At 63.9% G+C, this 20631-nt stretch carries 20 protein-coding genes; 13 read left to right on the top strand and 7 right to left on the bottom strand.

Annotated features, from left to right (window positions below; genetic code table 11):
* Positions 1-11: 11 nt before the first annotated feature.
* Together FFI94_RS20155 and FFI94_RS20150 are read right to left on the bottom strand one after the other, a co-directional pair.
* On the bottom strand, positions 12-1475 hold the full coding sequence (locus FFI94_RS20155) for a condensation domain-containing protein (RefSeq protein WP_138869388.1): 1464 nt from the start codon (positions 1473-1475) through the stop codon (positions 12-14).
* The gene (locus FFI94_RS20150) at positions 1475-2956 is read right to left on the bottom strand and encodes a condensation domain-containing protein (protein ID WP_138869387.1); all 1482 of its coding nucleotides are present in this window, start codon (positions 2954-2956) and stop codon (positions 1475-1477) included. The genes FFI94_RS20155 and FFI94_RS20150 overlap by 1 nt, the downstream gene beginning before the upstream one ends.
* 171 nt (positions 2957-3127) lie before the next feature.
* Here FFI94_RS20150 and FFI94_RS20145 point away from each other — a divergent pair, with 171 nt between their 5' ends.
* The gene (locus tag FFI94_RS20145) at positions 3128-4882 is read left to right on the top strand and encodes an MFS transporter (RefSeq protein WP_138869386.1); all 1755 of its coding nucleotides are present in this window, start codon (positions 3128-3130) and stop codon (positions 4880-4882) included.
* Here FFI94_RS20145 and FFI94_RS20140 read toward each other — a convergent pair.
* The 3 genes from FFI94_RS20140 to FFI94_RS20130 are packed head-to-tail and all read right to left on the bottom strand — an operon-like array spanning position 4867 to position 7498.
* A complete protein-coding gene (locus FFI94_RS20140; RefSeq protein WP_138869385.1) occupies positions 4867-5508 on the bottom strand; it encodes a nucleoside triphosphate pyrophosphatase in 642 nt (213 codons plus the stop codon). The two genes, FFI94_RS20145 and FFI94_RS20140, sit on opposite strands and share 16 nt — an antisense overlap.
* Positions 5509-5522: 14 nt before the next feature.
* A complete protein-coding gene (locus tag FFI94_RS20135; RefSeq protein ID WP_138869384.1) occupies positions 5523-5861 on the bottom strand; it encodes an acyl-CoA carboxylase epsilon subunit in 339 nt (112 codons plus the stop codon).
* Positions 5858-7498: an acyl-CoA carboxylase subunit beta gene (locus FFI94_RS20130; protein ID WP_138869383.1), complete on the bottom strand. Its 1641-nt coding sequence runs from the start codon at positions 7496-7498 to the stop codon at positions 5858-5860. The genes FFI94_RS20135 and FFI94_RS20130 overlap by 4 nt, the downstream gene beginning before the upstream one ends.
* Positions 7499-7614: 116 nt before the next feature.
* On the opposite strand from FFI94_RS20130, the gene FFI94_RS20125 reads away from it, so the two are divergent.
* Genes FFI94_RS20125 through FFI94_RS20105 form a run of 5 tightly spaced genes read left to right on the top strand, consistent with a single transcriptional unit; the run spans position 7615 to position 11717 of the window.
* Positions 7615-8469, top strand: a complete 855-nt coding sequence (locus FFI94_RS20125) for a biotin--[acetyl-CoA-carboxylase] ligase (RefSeq protein ID WP_138869382.1) — start codon at positions 7615-7617, stop codon at positions 8467-8469.
* A gap of 52 nt (positions 8470-8521) precedes the next feature.
* On the top strand, positions 8522-9097 hold the full coding sequence (locus FFI94_RS20120) for an HdeD family acid-resistance protein (RefSeq protein WP_138869381.1): 576 nt from the start codon (positions 8522-8524) through the stop codon (positions 9095-9097).
* 31 nt (positions 9098-9128) lie between these two features.
* Entirely contained in the window at positions 9129-9683 is a 555-nt protein-coding gene (locus tag FFI94_RS20115; RefSeq protein WP_138869380.1) for a PH domain-containing protein, read from the top strand.
* A 37-nt stretch (positions 9684-9720) separates the two neighbouring features.
* Entirely contained in the window at positions 9721-10401 is a 681-nt protein-coding gene (locus FFI94_RS20110) for a response regulator transcription factor (protein WP_138869379.1), read from the top strand.
* 8 nt (positions 10402-10409) lie between these two features.
* The gene (locus tag FFI94_RS20105) at positions 10410-11717 is read left to right on the top strand and encodes a HAMP domain-containing sensor histidine kinase (RefSeq protein WP_138869378.1); all 1308 of its coding nucleotides are present in this window, start codon (positions 10410-10412) and stop codon (positions 11715-11717) included.
* A gap of 22 nt (positions 11718-11739) precedes the next feature.
* Here the strand turns inward: FFI94_RS20105 and FFI94_RS20100 are convergent, their stop codons facing one another.
* On the bottom strand, positions 11740-12330 hold the full coding sequence (locus tag FFI94_RS20100; RefSeq protein ID WP_185993263.1) for a GtrA family protein: 591 nt from the start codon (positions 12328-12330) through the stop codon (positions 11740-11742).
* A 139-nt stretch (positions 12331-12469) separates the two neighbouring features.
* Here FFI94_RS20100 and FFI94_RS20095 point away from each other — a divergent pair, with 139 nt between their 5' ends.
* The 7 genes from FFI94_RS20095 (at position 12470) to FFI94_RS20065 (ending at position 19887) form a co-directional block, all read left to right on the top strand.
* Positions 12470-13738 (top strand): 5-(carboxyamino)imidazole ribonucleotide synthase, encoded by a 1269-nt coding sequence (locus FFI94_RS20095; protein ID WP_138869377.1) that lies wholly within the window; start codon positions 12470-12472, stop codon positions 13736-13738.
* Positions 13722-14240: a 5-(carboxyamino)imidazole ribonucleotide mutase gene (gene purE, locus FFI94_RS20090; RefSeq protein WP_138869376.1), complete on the top strand. Its 519-nt coding sequence runs from the start codon at positions 13722-13724 to the stop codon at positions 14238-14240. Before FFI94_RS20095 ends, purE begins: the two co-directional genes overlap by 17 nt.
* Positions 14241-14246: 6 nt before the next feature.
* Positions 14247-14624: a hypothetical protein gene (locus FFI94_RS20085; RefSeq protein ID WP_138869375.1), complete on the top strand. Its 378-nt coding sequence runs from the start codon at positions 14247-14249 to the stop codon at positions 14622-14624.
* Positions 14625-14644: 20 nt separating this feature from the next.
* Positions 14645-15826 (top strand): sensor histidine kinase, encoded by a 1182-nt coding sequence (locus FFI94_RS20080; RefSeq protein WP_138869374.1) that lies wholly within the window; start codon positions 14645-14647, stop codon positions 15824-15826.
* Between the two features lie 10 nt (positions 15827-15836).
* A complete protein-coding gene (locus FFI94_RS20075) occupies positions 15837-16529 on the top strand; it encodes a response regulator transcription factor (protein ID WP_138869373.1) in 693 nt (230 codons plus the stop codon).
* A 113-nt stretch (positions 16530-16642) separates the two neighbouring features.
* Positions 16643-17443 (top strand): ABC transporter ATP-binding protein, encoded by an 801-nt coding sequence (locus FFI94_RS20070; protein WP_138869372.1) that lies wholly within the window; start codon positions 16643-16645, stop codon positions 17441-17443.
* On the top strand, positions 17440-19887 hold the full coding sequence (locus FFI94_RS20065; RefSeq protein WP_138869371.1) for an ABC transporter permease: 2448 nt from the start codon (positions 17440-17442) through the stop codon (positions 19885-19887). The genes FFI94_RS20070 and FFI94_RS20065 overlap by 4 nt, the downstream gene beginning before the upstream one ends.
* 20 nt (positions 19888-19907) lie before the next feature.
* On the opposite strand, the gene FFI94_RS20060 is transcribed toward FFI94_RS20065, so the two are convergent.
* On the bottom strand, positions 19908-20621 hold the full coding sequence (locus tag FFI94_RS20060) for a TIGR03089 family protein (protein ID WP_138869370.1): 714 nt from the start codon (positions 20619-20621) through the stop codon (positions 19908-19910).
* Positions 20622-20631 lie beyond the last annotated feature (10 nt).

Below are 20631 nucleotides of genomic sequence, written 5' to 3'. Positions count from 1 at the left end.
CTCGGATCGGGCTAGATCCGCGGTGTTCCCGCTCCGATCGCCGAATCCCTCAATTGTTCGGTCAGACTTCCGATCGGCGTCACGCCGCGATCGCAGATGTCGTGGAGTACACGGTCGAGTTCGGTGAGGAACTTCACCATCGTGACGTTCGCTACGTCGGTGTCCGGGAACCGCGACCGCAAGGACAGGCCGCGATTCGTCCGTGAGATCCAGAACTGTGCGTCGTCGGCCACTGTGACGTTGCTGATGTGGTGGGCGTTCAGTTCGTCGTGATCGTCGGTGCCGGGAAGCCTGCGGTAGTCGATGTAGGAAACCATGAAGACATCGGTGCGAGTGCGACGGATCTTCTCGCCCAACGCATCACGAACCTGCGCCATCGTGAGACCTTCGAGTGTCAGTGCCACGCGGAACGACGCGTGTGTATGTGCCAGCGACGCACCGAAATCGCGGTCCGGAGTGACCCGCACGGTGATCGGTGCGCTGGTGGTGAGCCACCCGATCGCGTCCGCCCAGCGCGGATCCTTGCGAATGTGCAACGGAAACTGCAGGGGCAGTGTGGATTTCCCGGTAGTCGATTCCACCGTCATCCCCATCGCCGTGAGAACTCCGGTGAAGACACTGCCGCCCGCCGCTGTGCAGATCGAGTCGAACTCCGCAGTGCGATCGGCATCGAGGAGAACCCGCACGTCCGCACCTTGCGGCGCCGGATGTCCGCCCTCCACACCGAGATCGAGGGGGAAACTCGGCGACGTGCCGCCGCAGATCTCGTAGAACCGCTCCCACTCCCGCAGACGCGGATCGTTCTCGATGGGAACCAATCCGTCTGCTTCGAGTTCGCAGTAGCGCACGAAGCTGCCCGGATCACCCAGGTGGCTCATCACGTCGGCAACAGCGCCCGCGTCGTCGAGTGCGGGCAGCGCGTTCAGACCTTCGTAGATCTGACGAAGCTCGCCGAGGGCGATGACCAGTGAATAGCCGTCCACCAAGGTGTGGTCGAACGCGCTCAGGACCGTGTAATGCTCGGCGCGCTCGACGGTCGCGAAGGTGTACGCGGGGAAGGTCAAAGGATCGCAGACCTCGGTGAATCGCTTCTTGAGATGGCTGCGCAATTCAGCGGTGGTTGCGGTCGTCAGCGGCTCGGACGTGACAATGGTTGCGGTCGCATGGTCCAGATCCATTCGAACCGCACCGAACTCGCCGACCTCGAAGCCGGTGTGCAACGTGTCGTGCCGACTGATGAACAGGCGAAGAGCCAGATCCAGTGCCGGGCGGTTCAATTGTCCGGGAAGGTCGAAAGCTGCTGCCATCCAGACACTTCGGCCGACGCCATGAGTGCGCGCAGTCTCGAGGTGGAAATGCTGATTGTACGACGGTGGAATCGCGGATTCCGTGACCGCGCCGTCGGCCGGCTGCAGCGACCATTCGGTGACTACGCCAGGTTCGAGGCCGTATCGATCGATCGATGTGACATGCATCAGGCGACGCCGGACGCGCGTGAGATCGAGTAATCACCCTGTGTGGCAACAGTTGTGATGACATTCGACAAGTGCTTGGCGAAGCGGGTGACCGACTCGTGTGCCGTCGGTGTGTCGGGATGAGAAATGGCCATCCAGGTACCGGTTTGCACCCGATTGATCCACATCGAGGCGATCTGTGTTTCCTTACCACCGACGATGCCGGTGGCATTGGTCTCGACGTAGGTTTCCGCTCCCGGTGTGCGGCGGCCGTCGATGTAAGAGACGATGGGGGGCGGCGTCAACGTCTTCGTAATTCCGGTCGACGCTCCCGCGTCACCCATGGCAGCGAGGACGACGTCGATCACTTGCTGAACGGAAACGTCCAGAAGTTCCTTGCCCCGGTGATACGCCTGCTGGCCGATCTCCGCCAACTGCGTGAACGTGTGTTGCTCCCCGATATCGATTCCGACCGGAATCAGATTGACGTACCAACCTTGTGAGAATGTGTCGGCCTCGGATCGAGTGCTGACCGGCGAGAGCGCGATGTACTTGTCCCGGCCTGCCAGTTCGAATTCGGTAATAGCGAGCGCAGTGAAAATTCCACCGATGAAATTCGATCCGTTTTCCTTGCAGACTGCGCCGAATTTCTCGCATTCAATATCGTCGGCCAAATCGAACCGCGATCCGATCGCCGGTTTCGGGGCGTCCTCGGCGCCGAGCGGCAGCGCAAATCCGGGGAAGGACCCACCGCTGCGCATGAGGTAGCCGAGCCACTCGTGAACCGCAGGAGATTCCATGGTCAGGGTCGCGGCGAGGTCCTTCTCGGCTCGACCCAGCTGCGCATAACTGCCCGCAGGCGGAAGCTCGACTTCGGTTCCGGCCGTTTCCGCGGCGTAGCGTGCGCGCAGCTCCGCGTACGTCAGCACCATCGAATACATGTCGGTGTGCGCGTGATCGATCGCGTGGAACAGAGTGAAGCGCGGTGATGGGGTCGAGAGGTGTTCGATCGCACCGAAGACAAACGCAGGCCAACCCAATCCACTGGTTTCGGCGGCGAACTTCTGCTCGACCAGAGCCCGGACGTCCTCCGGATCGCTCAGTTCCGGACCTTCCCGGTATGTGAGATCGATGGTCTCGGGCGGCACCACATGGCGTCGAACCGGGAAGTCGGTGTCTGCAGGATCTGTCATTGCGGCGTCGAACGAGAACCAACTGTGCAGGGTGTCGTGCCGGCGGACGTACTTCGTCAGGGCGCGCGTCATCGCCGCCCGGTCGAGCGGGCCGTCGAAATCGAAGGCGATGCCGATCCAGGGCGACTGGTGATCACCGTTCTCGGCGGCGATCCGTGCACGTCGAAAGTGACGATCCTGCATCGTCGTAGGAGGTAGATCCCGATTGATCTGTGCTCCGGCAGCGCTCGCGGCGCACGTGTCGGTGACCCCCCATTCGACCACCCTCCCGGGTTGTGGACGCCAATGGGTGATCAGGTTCAGATCCATCGAGTAGGGCTCCTGCGCATGTCGTGAGAGAAGATCCGTCCTGGAGTTGGACAGATGATGAACTATCCCATTCGGGAGAACGGATTGTCTGTTCTTCCCTTTTCTAAACCGATAATGATCACAACCACATCAGTCGAACATTGGGGTGATATCCATAGTGACGTATCCAGGATGCCGTCAGACGGACAGGGTGGCAACTACCTCGTCTACTGTGGCCGGGTGCTTCCCACTACCCGTGACCGGTCGTCCACCCGGTCGTCCACCCGATCGTCACTGACGCCGTGGCTCGGTCTTGCGACCAGCCTCGCTGCGGCATTCATGCAGTTACTCGATGCAACGATCGTGAACGTAGCGTTGCCCAGCATCGCTGTCGATTTGGGCGCCGGTGTCTCAGCTCAGTTGCTGATGGTGAGCGTGTACGTCCTGGCGTTTGCCTGTTCGCTCATCACCGCAGCGCGCTTGGGTGACCTGTGGGGGCGCCGAGCGGTCTTCCTGACCGCATTGTCGGTGTTCGTGGTCGCATCGCTGCTCTGTGGACTGGCGCAGAGTGCCACGATGCTCATCGTCTGTCGTGGCTTGCAGGGTCTTGCGGCCGGTTCGATGTCCGCACAGACGTTTGCGATCATCTCGGGGTTGTTTCCCAAATCCCGTCATCCACGCGTGTTCGGGATCTACGGAGCAACCATCGGTCTGGCGACGGTCAGTGGCCCGCTGATCGGCGGACTGCTCATCGAGTGGAATCTCTTCGACTGGGGTTGGCGGCTGATCTTCTTCGTCAATATCCCGATCGGCATCGCCGCTCTGATCGTGGGCTACTTCCACCTTTCCGACGCCAAGGCGGATGCCGTACGCACGCTTGACCTGGTGGGCGCGCTGTTGTCGTCACTGGCGCTCTTCCTGCTCATCTTCCCGTTGGCCGAGGGCCGTGCCCGCGGGTGGCCCACCCCGCTCGTGGTGATGATCGCGGCGTCGGTTCCGATCGCGGTGGCGTTTGTCCTCTATGAATACAGATTGGGAAAACGCGGCGGCGATCCTGTTCTGCGCCTCGAACTCTTTCGTGACCGGGCCTTTGCCGTGGGCGCAGCCCTGGCCTTCGTCTTCTTCGGCACGCTGACGTCGTTGATCTTCACGATCAGCCTGACACTGCAGTTCGGTTTCGGGTTCTCCCCACTTCGCGCCGGAGTCATGACATTGCCGTGGGCGGTGGGAATGGGGGTGGCGGCAGTGCTCTCGTCGGCCGTGTACCGGTTGCTCGGCAACCGCGTGCTCATTGTGGGCATGGTGGTTTTTGCCGGATCACTACTGACACTCTCGACCATTCTCGGCCGGGTAGGGACAGACCCGTCCTGGCTTTCGCTGGCTGGACCACTCCTGATCGGCGGCGCCGGACTCGGTCTGTTCGTCGCACCGTTGCAGACGGCCATTCTCGCTTCCGTGCGGCCACAACACGCAGGTTCGGTGTCTGGCCTGCTGCCCACCGTGCAGCAAGTAGGCAGCTCGATCGGACTGGCATTGATCGGAGTTGTTTTCTTCTCGCTTGTCGCCGGCAATGCACCCGCCGCCGTGCAGGGGGAGCGAGAAAACTACGTCGCTACCCTCGAAGCTGCAGGCCTGAACGCCGGTATTCGCGACATTGCCGAAAAGACCTTTGTCGACTGTGCGACAAGCCAACTCGAATCCGGCTCACCGATGACGGTGGCGCCGGAATGCAGTTCGAAAGGTTCCGCGGCCGCAGCGAGCGGCCCAGCCCAGGTGGCCGTCACAGCGGCATACGCGTCCACCAGATCAGCGGCGGGTGAAGCCTTCCTGCAGGCCCAGCGCAGCGTGCTGACGATCATTTCCGTCATAGCGCTGGCGATTGCTCTTGCCTCGCTGGGCCTGCCGAAGGTCAATACTCTGGTGATGGAAGATCAGAAGACGCTCTGAGTGCGCCACAAGTCGGAGACGGACACACCGACGCGCTCCAAAAGGGTTCGCACCAAAGGTAATCCGATGCCGATCACGCTCGACGGGTCGCCTTCGATCTTCTCGACGAACCATCCGCCCAAGCTGTCCAGCGTGAAAGCGCCGGCAACCTGCAGGGGTTCACCGGTGGCGAGGTACGCCTCGAGGTCTTCGGTGGACGGATTCGCGAAATGCACCACCGTGGCACTGTGATCGGACGCGACGCGCACGATCTGCCCTTCGATCGCCCGCATCACACAATGGCCGGTGAGCAGTGTGGCGCTACGGCCAGCCATCGCGGCCCAACGACGCCGCGCAACATCGACACTGCCCGGTTTTCCCTGAAGCTCCCCGTCGATCAGAAGCATCGAATCACAGCCGACGACAACAACATCGGTCAAGCCGTCTCCCAGTAGGCCGGGAACGATCTCCGCGGCCTTTGCCTCGGCCAGCACCGTGACCACCTTCTGTGGGGCCGCATCCGATCCGAGTTCACCCGCGATCTTGTCTTCGTCGACACCGGAAACACGTACAACAGGCAAAACCCCGGCCGCCCGCAAAACTGCGAGGCGTGCCGGGGATGCCGAAGCCAGAACTAGTTGAGTCACACAAGCAGGCTAGATCAGGTACGCCGTCCGAACGGGTTCAGGTACGAGTACGGCGAGAACGGCGCACGCGTGCGATGGAACTGCGTCGGATCTCCCCACGTTTCCGTCGGGAGCGACTCGGCGGGAGCCGAACCACCCGATGCAGCGGCAAGAACGCTGACCAGCGCGGCAATCTCGACGTCGGTGGGCGAGCCCTTGACGATCTTGATGACCGCCGCATCCGAAACCGGAGTCTCGGCCTTTTCGGTCACCGCGGCGTCAGCGACGGCGCCGTCGACATCGGCACCGTTGACGGACGAAGTCGCCACAACTGTGACCTCTTCCGTCGTGATGTCCTCGGTAATTGTGGTCATAGGGGAATGTTCCCATGCTTCTTGGGCGGAAGGGAAACGGACTTGCGCTCGAGCAGGCGCAGAGCGGAAACGATCTGACCGCGGGTGTGCGACGGCGGGATGACTGCGTCGACGTATCCACGCTCGGCGGCGACGTACGGGTTGACGAGGGTGTCCTCGTACTCGTTCTGCAGCTTCAAACGCAATGCGTCGACGTCGTCACCGTTCTTCGCTGCTTCGAGAAGCTGCTTGCGGTAGACGAATCCGACGGCTCCCGATGCGCCCATGACGGCGATCTGTGCGGTCGGCCACGCCAGGTTGAGGTCCGCGCCCATGTGCTTGGAGCCCATGACGTCGTACGCTCCGCCGTAAGCCTTGCGGGTGATGACGGTGATCTTGCCCACAGTGGCCTCGCCGTACGCGTACAGCAACTTCGCGCCGCGGCGGATGATGCCGTTGTACTCCTGCTCGGTGCCAGGCAGGAAGCCCGGAACGTCGACGAGGGTGATGATCGGCACGTTGAACGCGTCGCAGGTGCGGACGAAGCGCGCAGCCTTCTCGGATGCGTCGATGTCGAGGCAACCGGCGAACTGCATCGGCTGGTTCGCGACGATGCCGACGCTGCGGCCGTCGACGCGACCGAAGCCGACGATGATGTTCATCGCGCGCTCGGCCTGGACCTCGAGGAACTCGTCGTCGTCGAGGATGCGACGGATGACCTCGTGCATGTCGTACGGCTGGTTCGCCGAATCCGGGATGAGGGTGTCGAGTTCGACGTCCTCGGCGGTGAGGCTCTCCTCGATGGACCCGACGATCGGATCGGTGATCTCGCCGCGCGGTGCTGCTGCCTGGTTGTTGGACGGCAGGTAGCTCAGCAGGTCCTTGACGTAGTCGAGGGCATCCTGCTCGCCGGACGCGACGTAGTGCGCGACACCGGACTTGACCATGTGGGTGCGTGCGCCGCCCAGGTCTTCCATGGTGACGTCTTCGCCGGTGACGGTCTTGATGACGTCGGGGCCGGTGACGAACATCTGCGAAGTCTCGTCGACCATCACGACGAAGTCGGTCAGCGCGGGGGAGTACACGTGGCCACCGGCGGCGGGGCCCATGATCAGGGAGATCTGCGGGATGACGCCGGACGCCTGGACGTTGCGGTGGAAGATCTCGCCGTACAGGCCGAGCGAGACGACGCCTTCCTGGATACGTGCTCCGGCGCCTTCGTTGATGCCGACCAGCGGGCGGCCGGTGCGGATCGCGAGGTCCATGACCTTGACGATCTTCTCGCCGTAGATTTCGCCGAGTGATCCACCGAAGACGGTGGCGTCCTGGCTGAAGACGCAGACGTCGCGGCCGTCGATGGTGCCGTAACCGGTGACGACGCCGTCGCCGACGGGACGGTTCTCGGCGAGGCCGAAGTTCACCGAGCGGTGACGGGCGAGGGCGTCGAGTTCGACGAACGAGCCCTCGTCGAGGAGGGCGGTGATGCGCTCACGGGCGGTCAGCTTGCCTTTGGCGTGCACCTTGTCGATGGCGGCTTCGCCACTCGGTGCTTGCGCCTGTGCTTGCCGGATCCGCAGATCCGCGAGCTTTCCCGCGGTCGTATGGATATCGGGTGCGGTCGCCGCCTCCGGCGCGTTGGGCTCTTGGACAGTGGTCATGAGTCGTGAGCTTAACGAGCCGACTCGGGCCGGTTCGACGGCAGGTCCGATTGTTGCGATTTCATCCGCCTAAGCTACTGACCAGTACATACTGCTCGTCGCTTTAGGCTGGGGCTATGTGGACTGATCTGAACCGACCACCCCTCGATCAAGCGGCGTTGCGACGCGCACTCGTACGCAGTGACGGCACCAGCGATTCGCGTGCGTTCTGGAATCGGCTCGACGTCGTCGAGCGCACCGGGTCGACCAACGCGGACCTTCTGGCGCGCGCGTCGGATCTCGGCGCCGATCGCCATGTGCTGCTCGCCGAACACCAGGAAAGCGCCCGCGGGCGACACTCGCGCACGTGGGTCAGCCCGGCGCAGGCACAGATATCGATGTCGGTTCTGCTCGGCATGCCCGGACTGAACCTCGCGGACATGGGTTGGCTGCCGCTGCTCACCGGAATCGCCGTCGTCGACGCGTTGCGCACGGTGGCCGAGGTGCCCGCAGAACTGAAGTGGCCCAACGACGTTCTGATCGGTGACAAGAAAGTGGCCGGCATTCTCGCCGAGGTCGCTCGGACCACCCCGGAACCCGCGGTGGTCGTGGGAATCGGATTGAACGTAAGTCTCGGCGCCGAGGAACTGCCGGTGCCGACGGCCACGTCGCTTCTTCTCGAAAACGCGGAGACCGTTGATCGGGACACGTTGGTGCGGGCTCTGGCGCGGGAACTGGCGACGCAGTTCCGCAGCTGGGAGAACTCGGGATGGGATACAAGCGTGCTGGCAGCCGAGTACCGCGAGCGGTGCGGAACTCTCGGCAAGCGGGTGCGGGCGGTCCTGCCGGGTGACAAGGAAGTTTTCGGCACGGCGACGGACATCGACACGTCCGGTCGTGTGGTCATCGAGATCGAGGGAAGTGGTGGCGAGACGTTTGCCGTTGCCGCAGGCGACATCACGCATCTGCGGGCGGCGCCGATCGCCGACTAGCCGAACCGCGCGTCCTGTCCTTTTTTGGGCCTTCGGGTGATATTTTTCGGTTATGACCACACCGATCGTGCTTCCGACCGACTCAGAAATGGCAGAAAGCGCACGGCGCGTTCTGACCGGAATGACGGTCCTGTTCGGCCTCTTGACGCTCGGCCTCGGTATCGCGGTGCTCGTGTGGCCCAATGCCACACTCTTTGTCGTCGCGGTCGTGATCGCCATTCAGCTGTTCGCCTTCGGGATCGTGCAGATCATCCGATCGTTTGCGGACGTCACCGCGAGCGGTGGTACTCGGACGCTCGTCGCGATCTCGGGCGCGCTGGCGGTGCTCCTCGGGTTCCTCGTCCTGCGTAGCCCACTGCAGACCGTCGTGCTGATCGCACTGGTGATCGGCGCGTGGTGGGTGTTCCGCGGCGTGCTCGACATCGTCGACGCGGCGTCGGGTGGCACGGCAGATCGTGGCCTGTCGATAGTGCTCGGTGTCATCAGCATCGTGGCCGGCGCGGTTGTGCTGCTGCAGCCCGAGTTGTCGCTCGAGGTCTTCCGCATCGTCGTCGGTGTCTGGATGCTGCTCTACGGCATCGTCATCGTCGTCACGCCGTTCGTGTTGCGCAAGCTCTCCCAGCCGTAATCCGTCGGGGGGAGATGGCACACTTCCCGTCATGGGATATCCGGAAGATGCGCTCGCCCAGGACGAGGAACTGATCCTGCATCGGCATCCACATTGGAAGATGCTGGTGGTTCCCGCGCTCACGTTTGTCCTGGCGACGGCGGTGGCGGGGTTTTTGCTCGGCGTGACCCAGAAACAGGTCGACGGGACGGCGCGCACCGTGCTGTCGATCGTGATCGGCGTTGCCTGGCTGGGAGTGATCGCGTGGCGATCGGTGGCGCCGTTCACCGTCTGGAAGTTCACGCATTTCATCGTCACCGATCGACGGGTCCTGATCCGGCAAGGTGTGTTGACCCACACCGGAATCGACATCCCGATGGGCCGGATCAGTAACGTCCAGTTCCGGCACGGCCCGGTAGACAGGCTTCTCAAGACCGGCACGCTCGTGATCGCCTCGGCCAGTGACGATCCGCTCGAATTCGACGACATCCCGGACGTGGAGCACGTGCATTCCCTGCTCTATCACCAGGTTTTCGATTCCACCCAGCAACAGCACGAGCGGAACCGGCCCGAGGACCGCGGCGAGGACGACGAAAACGCTTGGTAATGACCGCGCAAAGGCCCGCTGTCCGTACGCTGTCCCTGTGACTGCCGTATTGCTAGCCGAAGACGACGAGGCCATTGCCGCACCACTTGCCCGAGCATTGGGGCGGGAGGGGTACACGGTCACGGTGGAACAGACCGGTCCTGCGGCACTGCAGCAGGCGCTCGAAGGTGACTTCGATCTGTTGATCCTCGACCTGGGCCTGCCCGGAATGGACGGTCTCGAGGTGTGCCGACAGATTCGCGCTCACCGGACGTCCCTGGCCGTACTGATGCTCACGGCCCGAACCGACGAGGTCGATTTTGTCGTCGGTCTCGACGCCGGCGCAGACGATTACGTGGGCAAGCCGTTCCGGTTGGCCGAACTCATGGCCCGAGTGCGCGCACTCCTGCGTCGACACGGCAGCCGCGAGGACAGCATCGTCGAGGTCGGCGGCATCCGCCTCGAACCGGCCGCCAGGCGCGTCCTCGTCAACGGATCCGAGATCGCCTTGGCGAACAAGGAATACGAGCTTCTGCGGGTGCTCCTCGAGCACGCTGGTGAAGTGGTTTCGCGCGATACGATCCTGCGTGAGGTCTGGGGCGACGTCGAGCTACGCGGCTCGAAAACCTTGGACATGCACATGTCGTGGCTGCGACGGAAGATCGGCGACGAGGGCCCTGCGGTCGAACGTCGGATCGCTACCGTGCGTGGGGTCGGCTTCCGCATCAACACGGACTAGTTCGCACGATGCGTCGGCGGATTCTCCAATCGATTCTCGGGGTCGTCATCCTCACGGCGTTGTTGCTGGGCGTTCCGCTCATCTACACAGCCTGGTTGTGGGTCGAAGACGTGAGCCGCAACGATTTGCGGGTACGGCTCGATCGCATGGCCACCGAGGTGATCGCGCAGGAAGGTTCTCTCGGCGTTGTCGACGGAGCCCTCAATACCGACGCGCTCCGCTTGCTCACTCCGAACGACGCTCGACTGGTTGTCGTGTACCCCACCCGGTCGGACGGGGCCGCTCGCGTCGACATCGGCGAGGCGACGGTGAAAAATCCGCTGGTCGAGTCGTTGGCGATGGGATCGTCCGGGTCACTGCGCCTCGAAGTGCCGTCGGAGAGATTGCGGACGCAGCAGAAGCAGGCCGTAGGCGCGGTGGGGGTATTGGTCCTCCTTGCGATCACCACCGGAGCCGTTGTCGCGGTGGTCACGGCGCGTCGACTGGCCGGCCCCCTGCAAGACGTCGCCGAACGGGCGGCGAGGTTGGCCGAAGGGGATTTCCGGCCCGACCCACGACGCCATGACATTCCCGAACTCGACCGCGTGTCCGATGTTCTCGATGCCGCGACCGTCGAAATTGCCGGCCGGCTACAGCGGGAGCGAGCGCTGGTCGCTGACGTCTCGCATCAACTGCGCAGCCGACTCACCGCAGTGCGGCTGCGTCTGGACGAGTTGTCGGTGCACAGCGATCCTGACGTCGTTCACGAAGCCGAAGAAGCCATGGCCCAAGTGGATCGGTTGACGGAGGGCATCGACGAGCTGGTGCGGTCCTCGCGCAGCAGTGGTTCCGCGGCCACCACAGTCTCGGTGGTCAGCGAACTCGACGGCGTCTGTCGGGATTGGCGGCCGCAGTTCGAAGATGCCGGACGGCAACTCCGGTTGATCGGCGACCGCGGCGTGAGCGCGTCGACAACAGGATCTCGTCTGCGCGAAGCCGTGTCCGTGCTGGTCGACAACGCATTTGCCCACGGCGACGGAACCTGCACCGTATCCGTTCGCTTGATCGACGGAGTTCCCAAGCGCGAAGCAATGGTCTGTATCGAGGTGACCGACGAGGGCGGCGGGGTCGACAACAACCTCGCTCCGCACATTTTCGATCGGGGCTTCTCCGGCGCCGGTTCGACGGGCGTCGGATTGGCGCTCGCGCGGGCACTGATCGAAGCGGACGGCGGCCGACTCGAGCTGCAACGTCGCATGCCAGCCCTGTTTGCCGTGTTCCTGCCAGTGGCGTCCGAAAAGCCGGTGGACGTCGACAGACTGCGCGAACCTCGCTGAGAATCTTGTTTGACGCGACGCGTCAGGCTTGGTCGAGTTCCTCTTCGGTGCGGTTGGGGTCGACCACGACGGTGTCCTGACCAACGACGGTGTCCTGACCAACGACGGTGTCGTCGCTCACGATCTCTGCGTTCTCTTCCGGGAACACGAACTTACGGAACGACCAGAAGCGGAACACCATCTGCAGAAGATTGCCGATGACGTAGGCGCTGATGAAGTCGGCGATGTTCTCCGTCGTCAAGCTGACTTCGGGAACGCGCAGGTTGAAGACGTAGCTCGAGATGTACAGCGGAATGAAGCTGATCACCACGCCGATCGCGCTGATCATGAAGAACAGCGCTGCCTCGTGCGCGGGTTCGCGCCCACCACGATTCTTGAACGACCACTCACGATTGAGGATGTACGACGCGATCACCGCGACCACGCCGGCGATGATCTTGGCCGTGACGGGCTTCGATTCGAGGATCGAGAGTTTGAGTGTGTAGAAGATGCCCGAGTCGATCAGGAAGGTTGTGCCGCCGACGATTGCGAACTTGATCAGCTCGCTGTGACGCAGGGCAATGTCTCGGAACGGCTGGGGTATGCGGGCTATTACCCCGTCGACAAATGACACAACAGATGAGTTTACGAAAGAAAACCGCCGAGTCATGGTTTTGTTCGGAAATCATCAGCAGAATCACAGATACGCTCTGCCAGGCCATGCGCCCGCCCCGGCGCATGACAACATCCGGCGCATGACAACATAGAGAGCCGTGACCGGCAATAACGACACAGTTCAGTCTTCCCCCCGCCCGACCACCGCGCGACCGGCGAACAAGGCCATGCCTGTCGTCACCATGATCGGTGGTGGACAGCTCGCGCGCATGACTCACCAGGCAGCTGTTGCCCTCGGCCAGACGCTCCGGGTGTTGTCCGGGACGGCCGGCGAGCCGGCCGCTCAGGTCAGCCCCGACGTTGTTCTCGGCAGCCACGACGACTTGGACGCACTGCGCCGCGCCGCCGTCGGATCCACAGCGCTCACGTTCGATCACGAGCAGGTTCCGACCGAGCATCTCGAGGTGCTGGTGGCCGAGGGCGTCAACGTGCAGCCGCCGCCGCAGGCACTGATCTTCGCTCAGGACAAACTGCTGATGCGTCGTAAATTGGCCGAGCTGGGCGCACCGGTGCCCGCGTACGCCGAGGTGACGTGGGCCGAGGATGTCGTGCGTTTCGGCGCCGAGCACGGCTGGCCGGTTGTCATCAAGGCAACACGCGGCGGATACGACGGCCGCGGTGTGTGGATTACCGACGACTCCGACGAAGCCGAGGCGATCGTCACCGAGCAGCTGGACAAGGGTGTTCCGCTGATCGTCGAGGAAATGGTGTCGATGCGCCGGGAATTGTCGGCGATGGTGGCGCGGTCACCGTTCGGCCAGGGTGCGTCGTGGCCTGTCGTGGAGACCGTGCAGCGAAACGGCCAGTGCGCCGTTGTCATCGCGCCGGCTCCGGATCTGACTGATGCTGTCGCTGCAGAAGCCGAACAGCTTGCGCTGCGGATCGCCTCGGAGCTCGGGGTTGTCGGCGCTATGGCCATGGAACTCTTCGAGACGACCGACGGCCGCCTGGTGGTCAACGAATTGGCGATGCGCCCGCACAACTCGGGTCACTGGACCATGGACGGTGCCCGGACGTCGCAGTTCGAGCAGCACCTGCGCGCCGTGCTCGACTACCCGCTCGGCGACACGTCACCGATCGCTCCGGTCACGGTGATGGCCAATGTTCTGGGCGCTCCCGAAGCTCCCGAGATGAGCATGGACGAGCGTGTCCACCATCTCTTCGCGCGGATGCCCGACGCCAAGATTCACCTGTACGGCAAAGGTGAGCGCAAGGACCGCAAGATCGGTCACGTCAACATCGTGGGCGGGGCAGGGTCGATCGACGACCCGAATTACGTTGCCGCAGTTCGGGAACGAGCTGAGCGGGCAGCGCACTGGCTTTCGTATGCAGTATGGACCGACGGATGGGATGTACACGGTGAGTGAGAGCATGAGCGCACAGGTCGGCCTGATCATGGGCAGCGACTCCGATTGGCCGACGATGGAAGCCGCAGCCGAAGCGCTCGCAGAGTTCGGGATTCGGTTCGAGGTCGGTGTGGTCTCGGCGCACCGCACGCCGCAGCGCATGCTCGACTACGCGAAGGACGCTGCCGGCCGCGGCATCAAGGTCATCATCGCCGGCGCGGGCGGCGCCGCGCACCTGCCCGGAATGGTCGCCTCGGCAACGCCGTTGCCGGTCATCGGTGTGCCGGTTCCGCTGAAGTACCTCGACGGTATGGACTCGCTGCTCTCGATCGTGCAGATGCCCGCGGGTGTCCCCGTCGCAACGGTGTCGATCGGCGGCGCCCGCAACGCCGGACTGCTCGCGGCCCGCATCCTCGGTGCTTCGGATCCGGCGCTGCAGGCAGCCATGGTGACCTTCCAGGAAAGCCTCGAGGCCATGGTGCTCGAGAAGGACAAGGCGCTGCGCGAAAAATTGCTGGGCTGAGTTTTCGTGAACGTACCGAGCGGTCTGCCGCTGATCCGAGCGAGTCGGGGCAGCGCGCAGGCCGCTTTCGTCACGCGGGTGGCACTGATCTACGCACGCGCCCTCGGTGCCGACGTCACCTTCGACGACGAGTTCGGGATCTTCGTGGCTTCCGGGATGCGACACGGATTTGTCCGCGGCGGAACAACTCTCGGTGGTGTGTATCTGACCCGCCGGAACACCACTCGGGCAGTGTTACGTCACGAAGCGATTCACGCCGACCAATGGGCCAGGCACGGACTGACATTCGGTCCGAAGTACCTGTGTGAGGAACTGCGCCACCCCGGCCCGCGCAACGCGTTCGAGATCGAAGCCGGGTTGGAAGACGGCGGTTACCGAGTTTGAGTAGCGCTACTGTGGGCGGCATGGCTCGTTTTCCGACTAGTGAACGATTTGTGCGCTGGACCACGGAACATGCGCGCGGCATCGATATCACGTTTGCCGCCGCGGTTGCCTTACTGAGCTTGGTGACTGCCGCTACTGCCGGAGTCTGGGCCGTTATCGTCTCGCTCGGAATGAGCATCCCGTTGGCGTGGCGACGATCCCGCCCGGAGTTGTCCGGCATGCTGATCGCTGCATTCGCTGTGTTGCATCTGCTTGTCATCGGGAACACTCTGCTCGGCTCGGCTGTCGCAGTTCCCATCTCGCTGTACGCCCTTGCCGCCTACGGCGCACGGTGGAGCAGTTACACCGGCTTGGGGATTGCGTTGCTCGGGGCGGTCGCCGCGGAGTTCCGATATTTCGGCTACGACGGCATCACGCTTTCCGCGCAGATGTTTCAATCGGTCGGCCTCATGATTTTGATGCTCGCTGTCTGGGCATTCGGTGACTTGCGCCGCGTGCGCACCAAGCAGTTGGAGGGCCTCACCGAACGCGCGCGACTGCTCGAACTCGAGCGGGCGCAGGAAGCCGAGATCGCCACCATCAGTGAGCGTTCGCGGATCGCCCGTGAGATGCACGACATCGTTGCCCACTCGCTCACCGTCGTGATTGCCCAGGCGGACGGCGGTCGATACAGCGCAGCCAAGGATCCGCAGGCAGCGGTTCGAGCGCTGGAAACCATCGCGTCGACGGGACGGGCGGCCTTGACCGACATGCGGGCACTTCTTTCGGTACTCCGCGAAGATCGACCGCGAGATTTTGCGGTGATCCCAGGCGCCGGCGACATCGACACTCTGCTGGGAGACCTGCGGCGCAGTGGACTCGATGTCGACGCGACCGTGACCGGCGAACCACGCGACCTGTCCGCCGGTGCCGGTCTGACCGCGTACCGGATCGTGCAGGAATCGCTGACCAACGTACTCAAGCACGCCGGACCCGGTGCCCATGCGGGCGTCGAGATCACCTGGACCGATACCCAACTCGTACTGCGCATCGCCGACGACGGCCGCGGCGGTAGTGCTGCGCTGGTCGAATCCTCGCCTGGTGGGCAGGGGCTGATCGGGATGTCGGAACGTGTGCGACTGCACGGCGGGACCATTACCGCCGGCCCCCAGGCAGGCGGCGGATACGCCGTGCATGCGGTGCTGCCGTACGAGAGGATCTAGGGTGTCATCCATGGACAACCCGGTGGCCCCGATTGCAGTGGCTCTTGTCGACGATCAGCAATTGGTTCGAGCGGGCTTCCGGATGGTGATCGACTCGCAACCCGACCTCGAAGTGGTGCTGGAGGCGTCCGACGGGCAGCAAGGCCTGGCGCAGTTGGCAACCCGGCGGGTCGACGTGGTGCTCATGGACGTCCAGATGCCGAACATGGACGGGATCGAGGCAACGCGGCGGCTGTTGACCACTGCGGATGCTCCAAAGGTTGTGGTACTGACCACATTCGACAACGACGAGTACGTGATGTCCGCCATCAGGGCAGGTGCCAGTGGATTCCTGCTCAAGGACGTGCCGCCGGAGCAGTTGCTCGACGCCATTCGCACGGTTCACCGAGGCGACGCCGTCATCGAGGCGCGGGCCACGCGGCGTCTGCTTCAGCATGTCGGGCCACTCCTCGAAGGCTCTGCCCCCGAGGCTGCGTTGCCAGGTGATCTCACCCCGCGGGAGATCGAAGTACTCGAGGCCATGGCTTACGGGCTCTCGAACTCGGAAATCGCCGCCAAGTTCCATGTCTCCGAAACGACCGTGAAAACTCATGTGGGACGGGTTCTTTCGAAAACCCGATCCCGCGATCGGGTGCAGGCAGTTGTCTTTGCGTTCCAGATCGGACTGGTCCGTCGCGCCGACTTGTTGAGTGCTGACTCCTAGCCTTGTACTGCTGAAGACTGATCCGGTGTCCTCCTGTGGGAGGACACCGGTGAACCCGAAATCGGTCCGCGCTCCGACGCGCCCGCCCCCGGTGCTCCCATAGCGTCGTAAACATGAATCAGCACAGGAATAATGCGCCTGCAATCACGGCGCGCGGTGTCACCAAGGTCTACGGCAACGGCGATACCGCCGTCCACGCCTTGGGCGGCATCGACGTGGATTTCGGCCGGGGAATGTTCACGGCGATCATGGGTCCGTCCGGCTCCGGAAAATCGACGCTCATGCATTGCCTGGCCGGCCTCGACACGGTGACGGGTGGGCAGGTCTATCTCGGAGACACGGAGATCACCAAGCTCGGCGACACCGAACTCACCGAATTGCGCCGCGAGCGGATCGGTTTCGTATTCCAGGCCTTCAACTTGCTTCCGGTGCTCACGGCCCGCGCAAATATGGTGCTTCCGATGAAGCTGGCCGGCAGTGAACCCGAACCGGCGTGGATGGACCAGGTGGTCACAACGCTCGGCCTGACCCAGCGACTTGACCACCTTCCGCACGAGCTGTCCGGCGGACAGCAGCAGCGCGTCGCGGTGGCGCGAGCATTGTTGCCGCAGCCGGACGTCATTTTTGCCGACGAGCCCACCGGAAATCTGGATTCACGTTCCGGCACAGAAGTTCTCGGGTTACTGCGCACCGCGGTCCGGGAGAGTGGTCAGACCGTGGTCATGGTGACCCATGATCCGGTTGCGGCGTCGTACGCCGACCGCGTGGTGTTGATTGCGGACGGTCGTACTGCCGGTGAGATCTCCGGCCCCACCGTTGATTCGGTGATGGCTGCGATGCGTGGACTCGGGGCGGACGATCTCACCACCGCCGGTACGAACAATGCCGCGCAACCTACCGGTGTCTTCCGATGAGAGCGCTGGCTTTTGCTCAGGCCCGAGCACACGCGGGCCGATATGTTGCGTCGATACTGGCCGTCGTGATCGCCGTCGGCTACATCGTCGCGACGTTGACGTTGAGTTCGACGGTGACCGCCAGCGTCCGGACATCGCTTGCGGCGCAGTACAACATGACGGACGCGGTCGCGTCGGGTCCGGACGTGAGCCTCGAGGCCGTGCGCGGCGTACCGGGTGTGTCGGCAGTGGCCGAGGATATCGCGGGCTACGTGCGGGTCGATTCCGCGGAGCAGGGCGTGTCCTACGGAGATGTGCTGTCCGTGGCCGACAGCCCGCAGCTGCGTTGGCAAAACCTCACCCGAGGGGAATGGCCGACGTCGCCGGGAGAGGTTCTCGTGAGCGCTGATTCGGGAATTCCCCTCGGCGGCGGGATCATCGTGACCGCTGCGAATTCGGAGGACGGCGCCGCCGACCCGCGTGGTCGGGTTGTCGGGTTTGTTGATCTGAGCGGGTCGGCGCAACGGCTCGGCGGTACCAAGGTGTTTGCTACACCGGAGCAGGCAGCGACGTGGGCCGGGGACTCGGCCACCCGCGAGTTCCGCATCGTCGGTGACGGCTCGGTGACGCCGGATCAACTTGTGGAGCGGGTGGCCCACGCGCTGCCGGCCGGGTCGAGCGTTGTCAGTGCGGAATCCGCCACCGACGCCGCCGCAGCCCAGTACCTCGGCGGCACGGACATTCTCAGCACCGTGCTGCTGGCCTTTGGTGCGGTTGCGGTAGTTGTCGCGGCACTGGTCATCGCCAACACGTTTGCGGTCCTGTTGGCCGCTCGAACGCAGGAACTCGCGTTACTGCGGTGTGTGGGCGCGACCGCCACGCAGGTGCGTCGCAGCATCCGGACCGAAGCCGGCGCCGTCGGTGTGATCGCATCGATACTCGGAGTGGGACTGGGCATCGGATTGGCGGCCACGATCGGTGCGGTGTCCACTGCAGCGGACGTACCGGTGCCGCTGTCGACCCTGACCGTCACACCGATGACTCTGCTGGTCGGGCTGGTCGTCGGAATCGTGATGACGATGGTTGCGGCATCGGCACCCGGCCGTGCGGCAACGCGGTTGTCGCCGTTGGCGGCCCTGGTACCGATGGAGTCGAAGCCCGAACGCGCTGCGACGTCGGCGATTCGGGTTGCCTTCGGCATCGTGGCGCTACTCGGCGGAGTCGCGGCGACAGTGCTGGGTGTCATCGGGCAGCAAGTGCTGGTGGCAACAGTCGGCGGGTTGCTCTCGTTTGTCGGCGTCGCGGCCCTGGCGGGTCGGATCGTGCCGGCGCTGATCACTGCGGCCGGCGGCGTCCTCGGGCGGATGATCGGCTCGGTGGGTGAACTCGCAGCGGGTAACGCCGGCCGGAATCCGCGCCGAACCTCTGCGACAGCACTGGCTTTGCTGATCGGGGTGGCATTGACGAGCACCATGGTGGTGGGTATCGCCACGGTGAAAGACGCTGCGCCGGGCGCGATGGACAGCCAGTTTCCGGTCGATGTCATGGTGAGCAGTTCCGGATCCGCGCCACTGCCGCAGGCCCTGGGTACCGGCATCGACGCGATAGCGGGAGTGCAGGCCGTCAGCGGCCTGGTCAATGCCGACCTGTTGCTCGACGGGCACGGGAACCTGCAGGGATACGGCGTGGACGCAGCGCAGGTGAAAGACGTTCTGCGTACCGATATTTCAGTGCCGGCGCCGGGCCAACTCGTGCTCTCACCCGCCGACCTGAGCGACTACGGACTCGGCGCCGGTGACACCGTCACCGTTCGCGGAGATCGTGGACCACTGACCGTGAGTGTGATCGAGGGTGTGAAAGGTCAACCCGCATTGGTGGATCGAGCAGACCTGGCGATGGCATCCACCCCAACTATCGACGCGTACTGGGTCAGACTCGACACCCCCACTGACGAGGAGGCGCTCGCCGCCACCGACCGCATCACCGAACTCGCGCGTCAGGTGGCGCCGGGTAGCGACGTTCAAGGTATGACCGAGATGCGTTCGACGCTCGATTCGATCCTCGACACCATGCTCATGGTGGTTGCGGGCTTGCTGTCCGTTGCCGTCATCATCGCGCTGATCGGCGTCGGGAACACCCTGGCACTTTCCGTTCTCGAGCGGCGTCGAGAATCCGGACTGCTGCGCGCACTCGGACTGACCAGGAAGGGAATTCGAGCGATGCTGATCTGGGAAGCACTGTTGGTTGCGGGAGTCGCCTCGGTGATCGGTGTTGTCTTCGGTCTGGTGTTCGGAGTCGCGGGAACGGCGTCGGTCTTCGGACTCGGCGACGTGTCGCTCGGCGCCGTGCCCTGGGCACAGTTGGTGGCCATCACCTTGATCGGCGGGATCGCAGGAGTAATCGCCTCACTCCTGCCAGCCCGCCGGGCCGGGATGGTCTCACCCGTCACAGCACTGTCGAGTTGAGACTGCCTGGTTGAGTGCGATCAGAACTGCTTCGTGACCTTCTCGGTGCCCACTCGGCGCGCGGTGGCATCCGCGTCCGGGTGGGCTACCTGCACGAGCGACGCGCCGGCCGCCAGCACCGACAGCAATCCGTCGATCATTTCTTCAGCCGAATCCCACGACGCACCGGACATCACACGATCGGAAGACGTGAGGTCGCGAGCAGCGGCGGATTCCGTTGCCGCGCGCACGGTTTCCGCAACCGATCGGCCTTCCAGAGCAGCGCCGGCGCCGGTGCCGCGGAACTGATCGCCGTGCACGCGGATGGACGTCGCGTAGTCGGCAACTCCGATCGGCAGGTCACTGAGTCCTTTGCCGAATGCGTCGAGGGACAGAGCTGCGACCTCGGGGACATCGGCGACGTCATCGAGGCGATCCGCCGTCACAAAAGCCAGTTCGGCGTCGGACTCGGGGGAGAGGACAACCTCGCACCCGGCCCACCACACCCCGAGTAGGACGGCAACGCTCTGCCAGTGGGCCGGCAGCAGCACAACCACTTTTGCTCCCGGCTCGAGAGCGAACTCGTCTCGTACCATGTTTGCGGTCTTGGCAGCCCAGTTCGCCAGGGTGCTTGCCGACAACTCGATGCGCTCGCCGCTCGCGTCGTCGTAGTACGTGACCCGTGGTCCGGCAGGGTCGGCCACGAGGATCGGTCCGAGGAGTGCGTCGGTCAGATTGTCGGGAGTTGAAGGCATCCGCTCAGTT

Source organism: Rhodococcus sp. KBS0724 (assembly GCF_005938745.2).
Taxonomy (GTDB): domain Bacteria; phylum Actinomycetota; class Actinomycetes; order Mycobacteriales; family Mycobacteriaceae; genus Rhodococcus_F.
Note: the sequence above shows the minus strand (reverse complement) of the source record. Positions and strands in the feature narration are given on the sequence as shown.

What these genes read in the sequence shown, in the direction of transcription:
- FFI94_RS20150 (WP_138869387.1), bottom strand. Translation starts at nt 2,956, where the DNA reads ATGGATCTGAACCTGATCACCCATTGGCGTCCACAACCCGGGAGGGTG.
- FFI94_RS20105 (WP_138869378.1), top strand. Translation starts at nt 10,410, where the DNA reads ATGCGTCGGCGGATTCTCCAATCGATTCTCGGGGTCGTCATCCTCACG.
- FFI94_RS20075 (WP_138869373.1), top strand. Translation starts at nt 15,837, where the DNA reads ATGGACAACCCGGTGGCCCCGATTGCAGTGGCTCTTGTCGACGATCAG.
- FFI94_RS20120 (WP_138869381.1), top strand. Translation starts at nt 8,522, where the DNA reads ATGACCACACCGATCGTGCTTCCGACCGACTCAGAAATGGCAGAAAGC.
- FFI94_RS20145 (WP_138869386.1), top strand. Translation starts at nt 3,128, where the DNA reads ATGCCGTCAGACGGACAGGGTGGCAACTACCTCGTCTACTGTGGCCGG.
- FFI94_RS20130 (WP_138869383.1), bottom strand. Translation starts at nt 7,498, where the DNA reads ATGACCACTGTCCAAGAGCCCAACGCGCCGGAGGCGGCGACCGCACCC.
- FFI94_RS20080 (WP_138869374.1), top strand. Translation starts at nt 14,645, where the DNA reads ATGGCTCGTTTTCCGACTAGTGAACGATTTGTGCGCTGGACCACGGAA.
- FFI94_RS20060 (WP_138869370.1), bottom strand. Translation starts at nt 20,621, where the DNA reads ATGCCTTCAACTCCCGACAATCTGACCGACGCACTCCTCGGACCGATC.
- FFI94_RS20070 (WP_138869372.1), top strand. Translation starts at nt 16,643, where the DNA reads ATGAATCAGCACAGGAATAATGCGCCTGCAATCACGGCGCGCGGTGTC.
- FFI94_RS20115 (WP_138869380.1), top strand. Translation starts at nt 9,129, where the DNA reads ATGGGATATCCGGAAGATGCGCTCGCCCAGGACGAGGAACTGATCCTG.
- FFI94_RS20065 (WP_138869371.1), top strand. Translation starts at nt 17,440, where the DNA reads ATGAGAGCGCTGGCTTTTGCTCAGGCCCGAGCACACGCGGGCCGATAT.
- FFI94_RS20155 (WP_138869388.1), bottom strand. Translation starts at nt 1,475, where the DNA reads ATGCATGTCACATCGATCGATCGATACGGCCTCGAACCTGGCGTAGTC.
- purE (WP_138869376.1), top strand. Translation starts at nt 13,722, where the DNA reads ATGTACACGGTGAGTGAGAGCATGAGCGCACAGGTCGGCCTGATCATG.
- FFI94_RS20135 (WP_138869384.1), bottom strand. Translation starts at nt 5,861, where the DNA reads ATGACCACAATTACCGAGGACATCACGACGGAAGAGGTCACAGTTGTG.
- FFI94_RS20125 (WP_138869382.1), top strand. Translation starts at nt 7,615, where the DNA reads ATGTGGACTGATCTGAACCGACCACCCCTCGATCAAGCGGCGTTGCGA.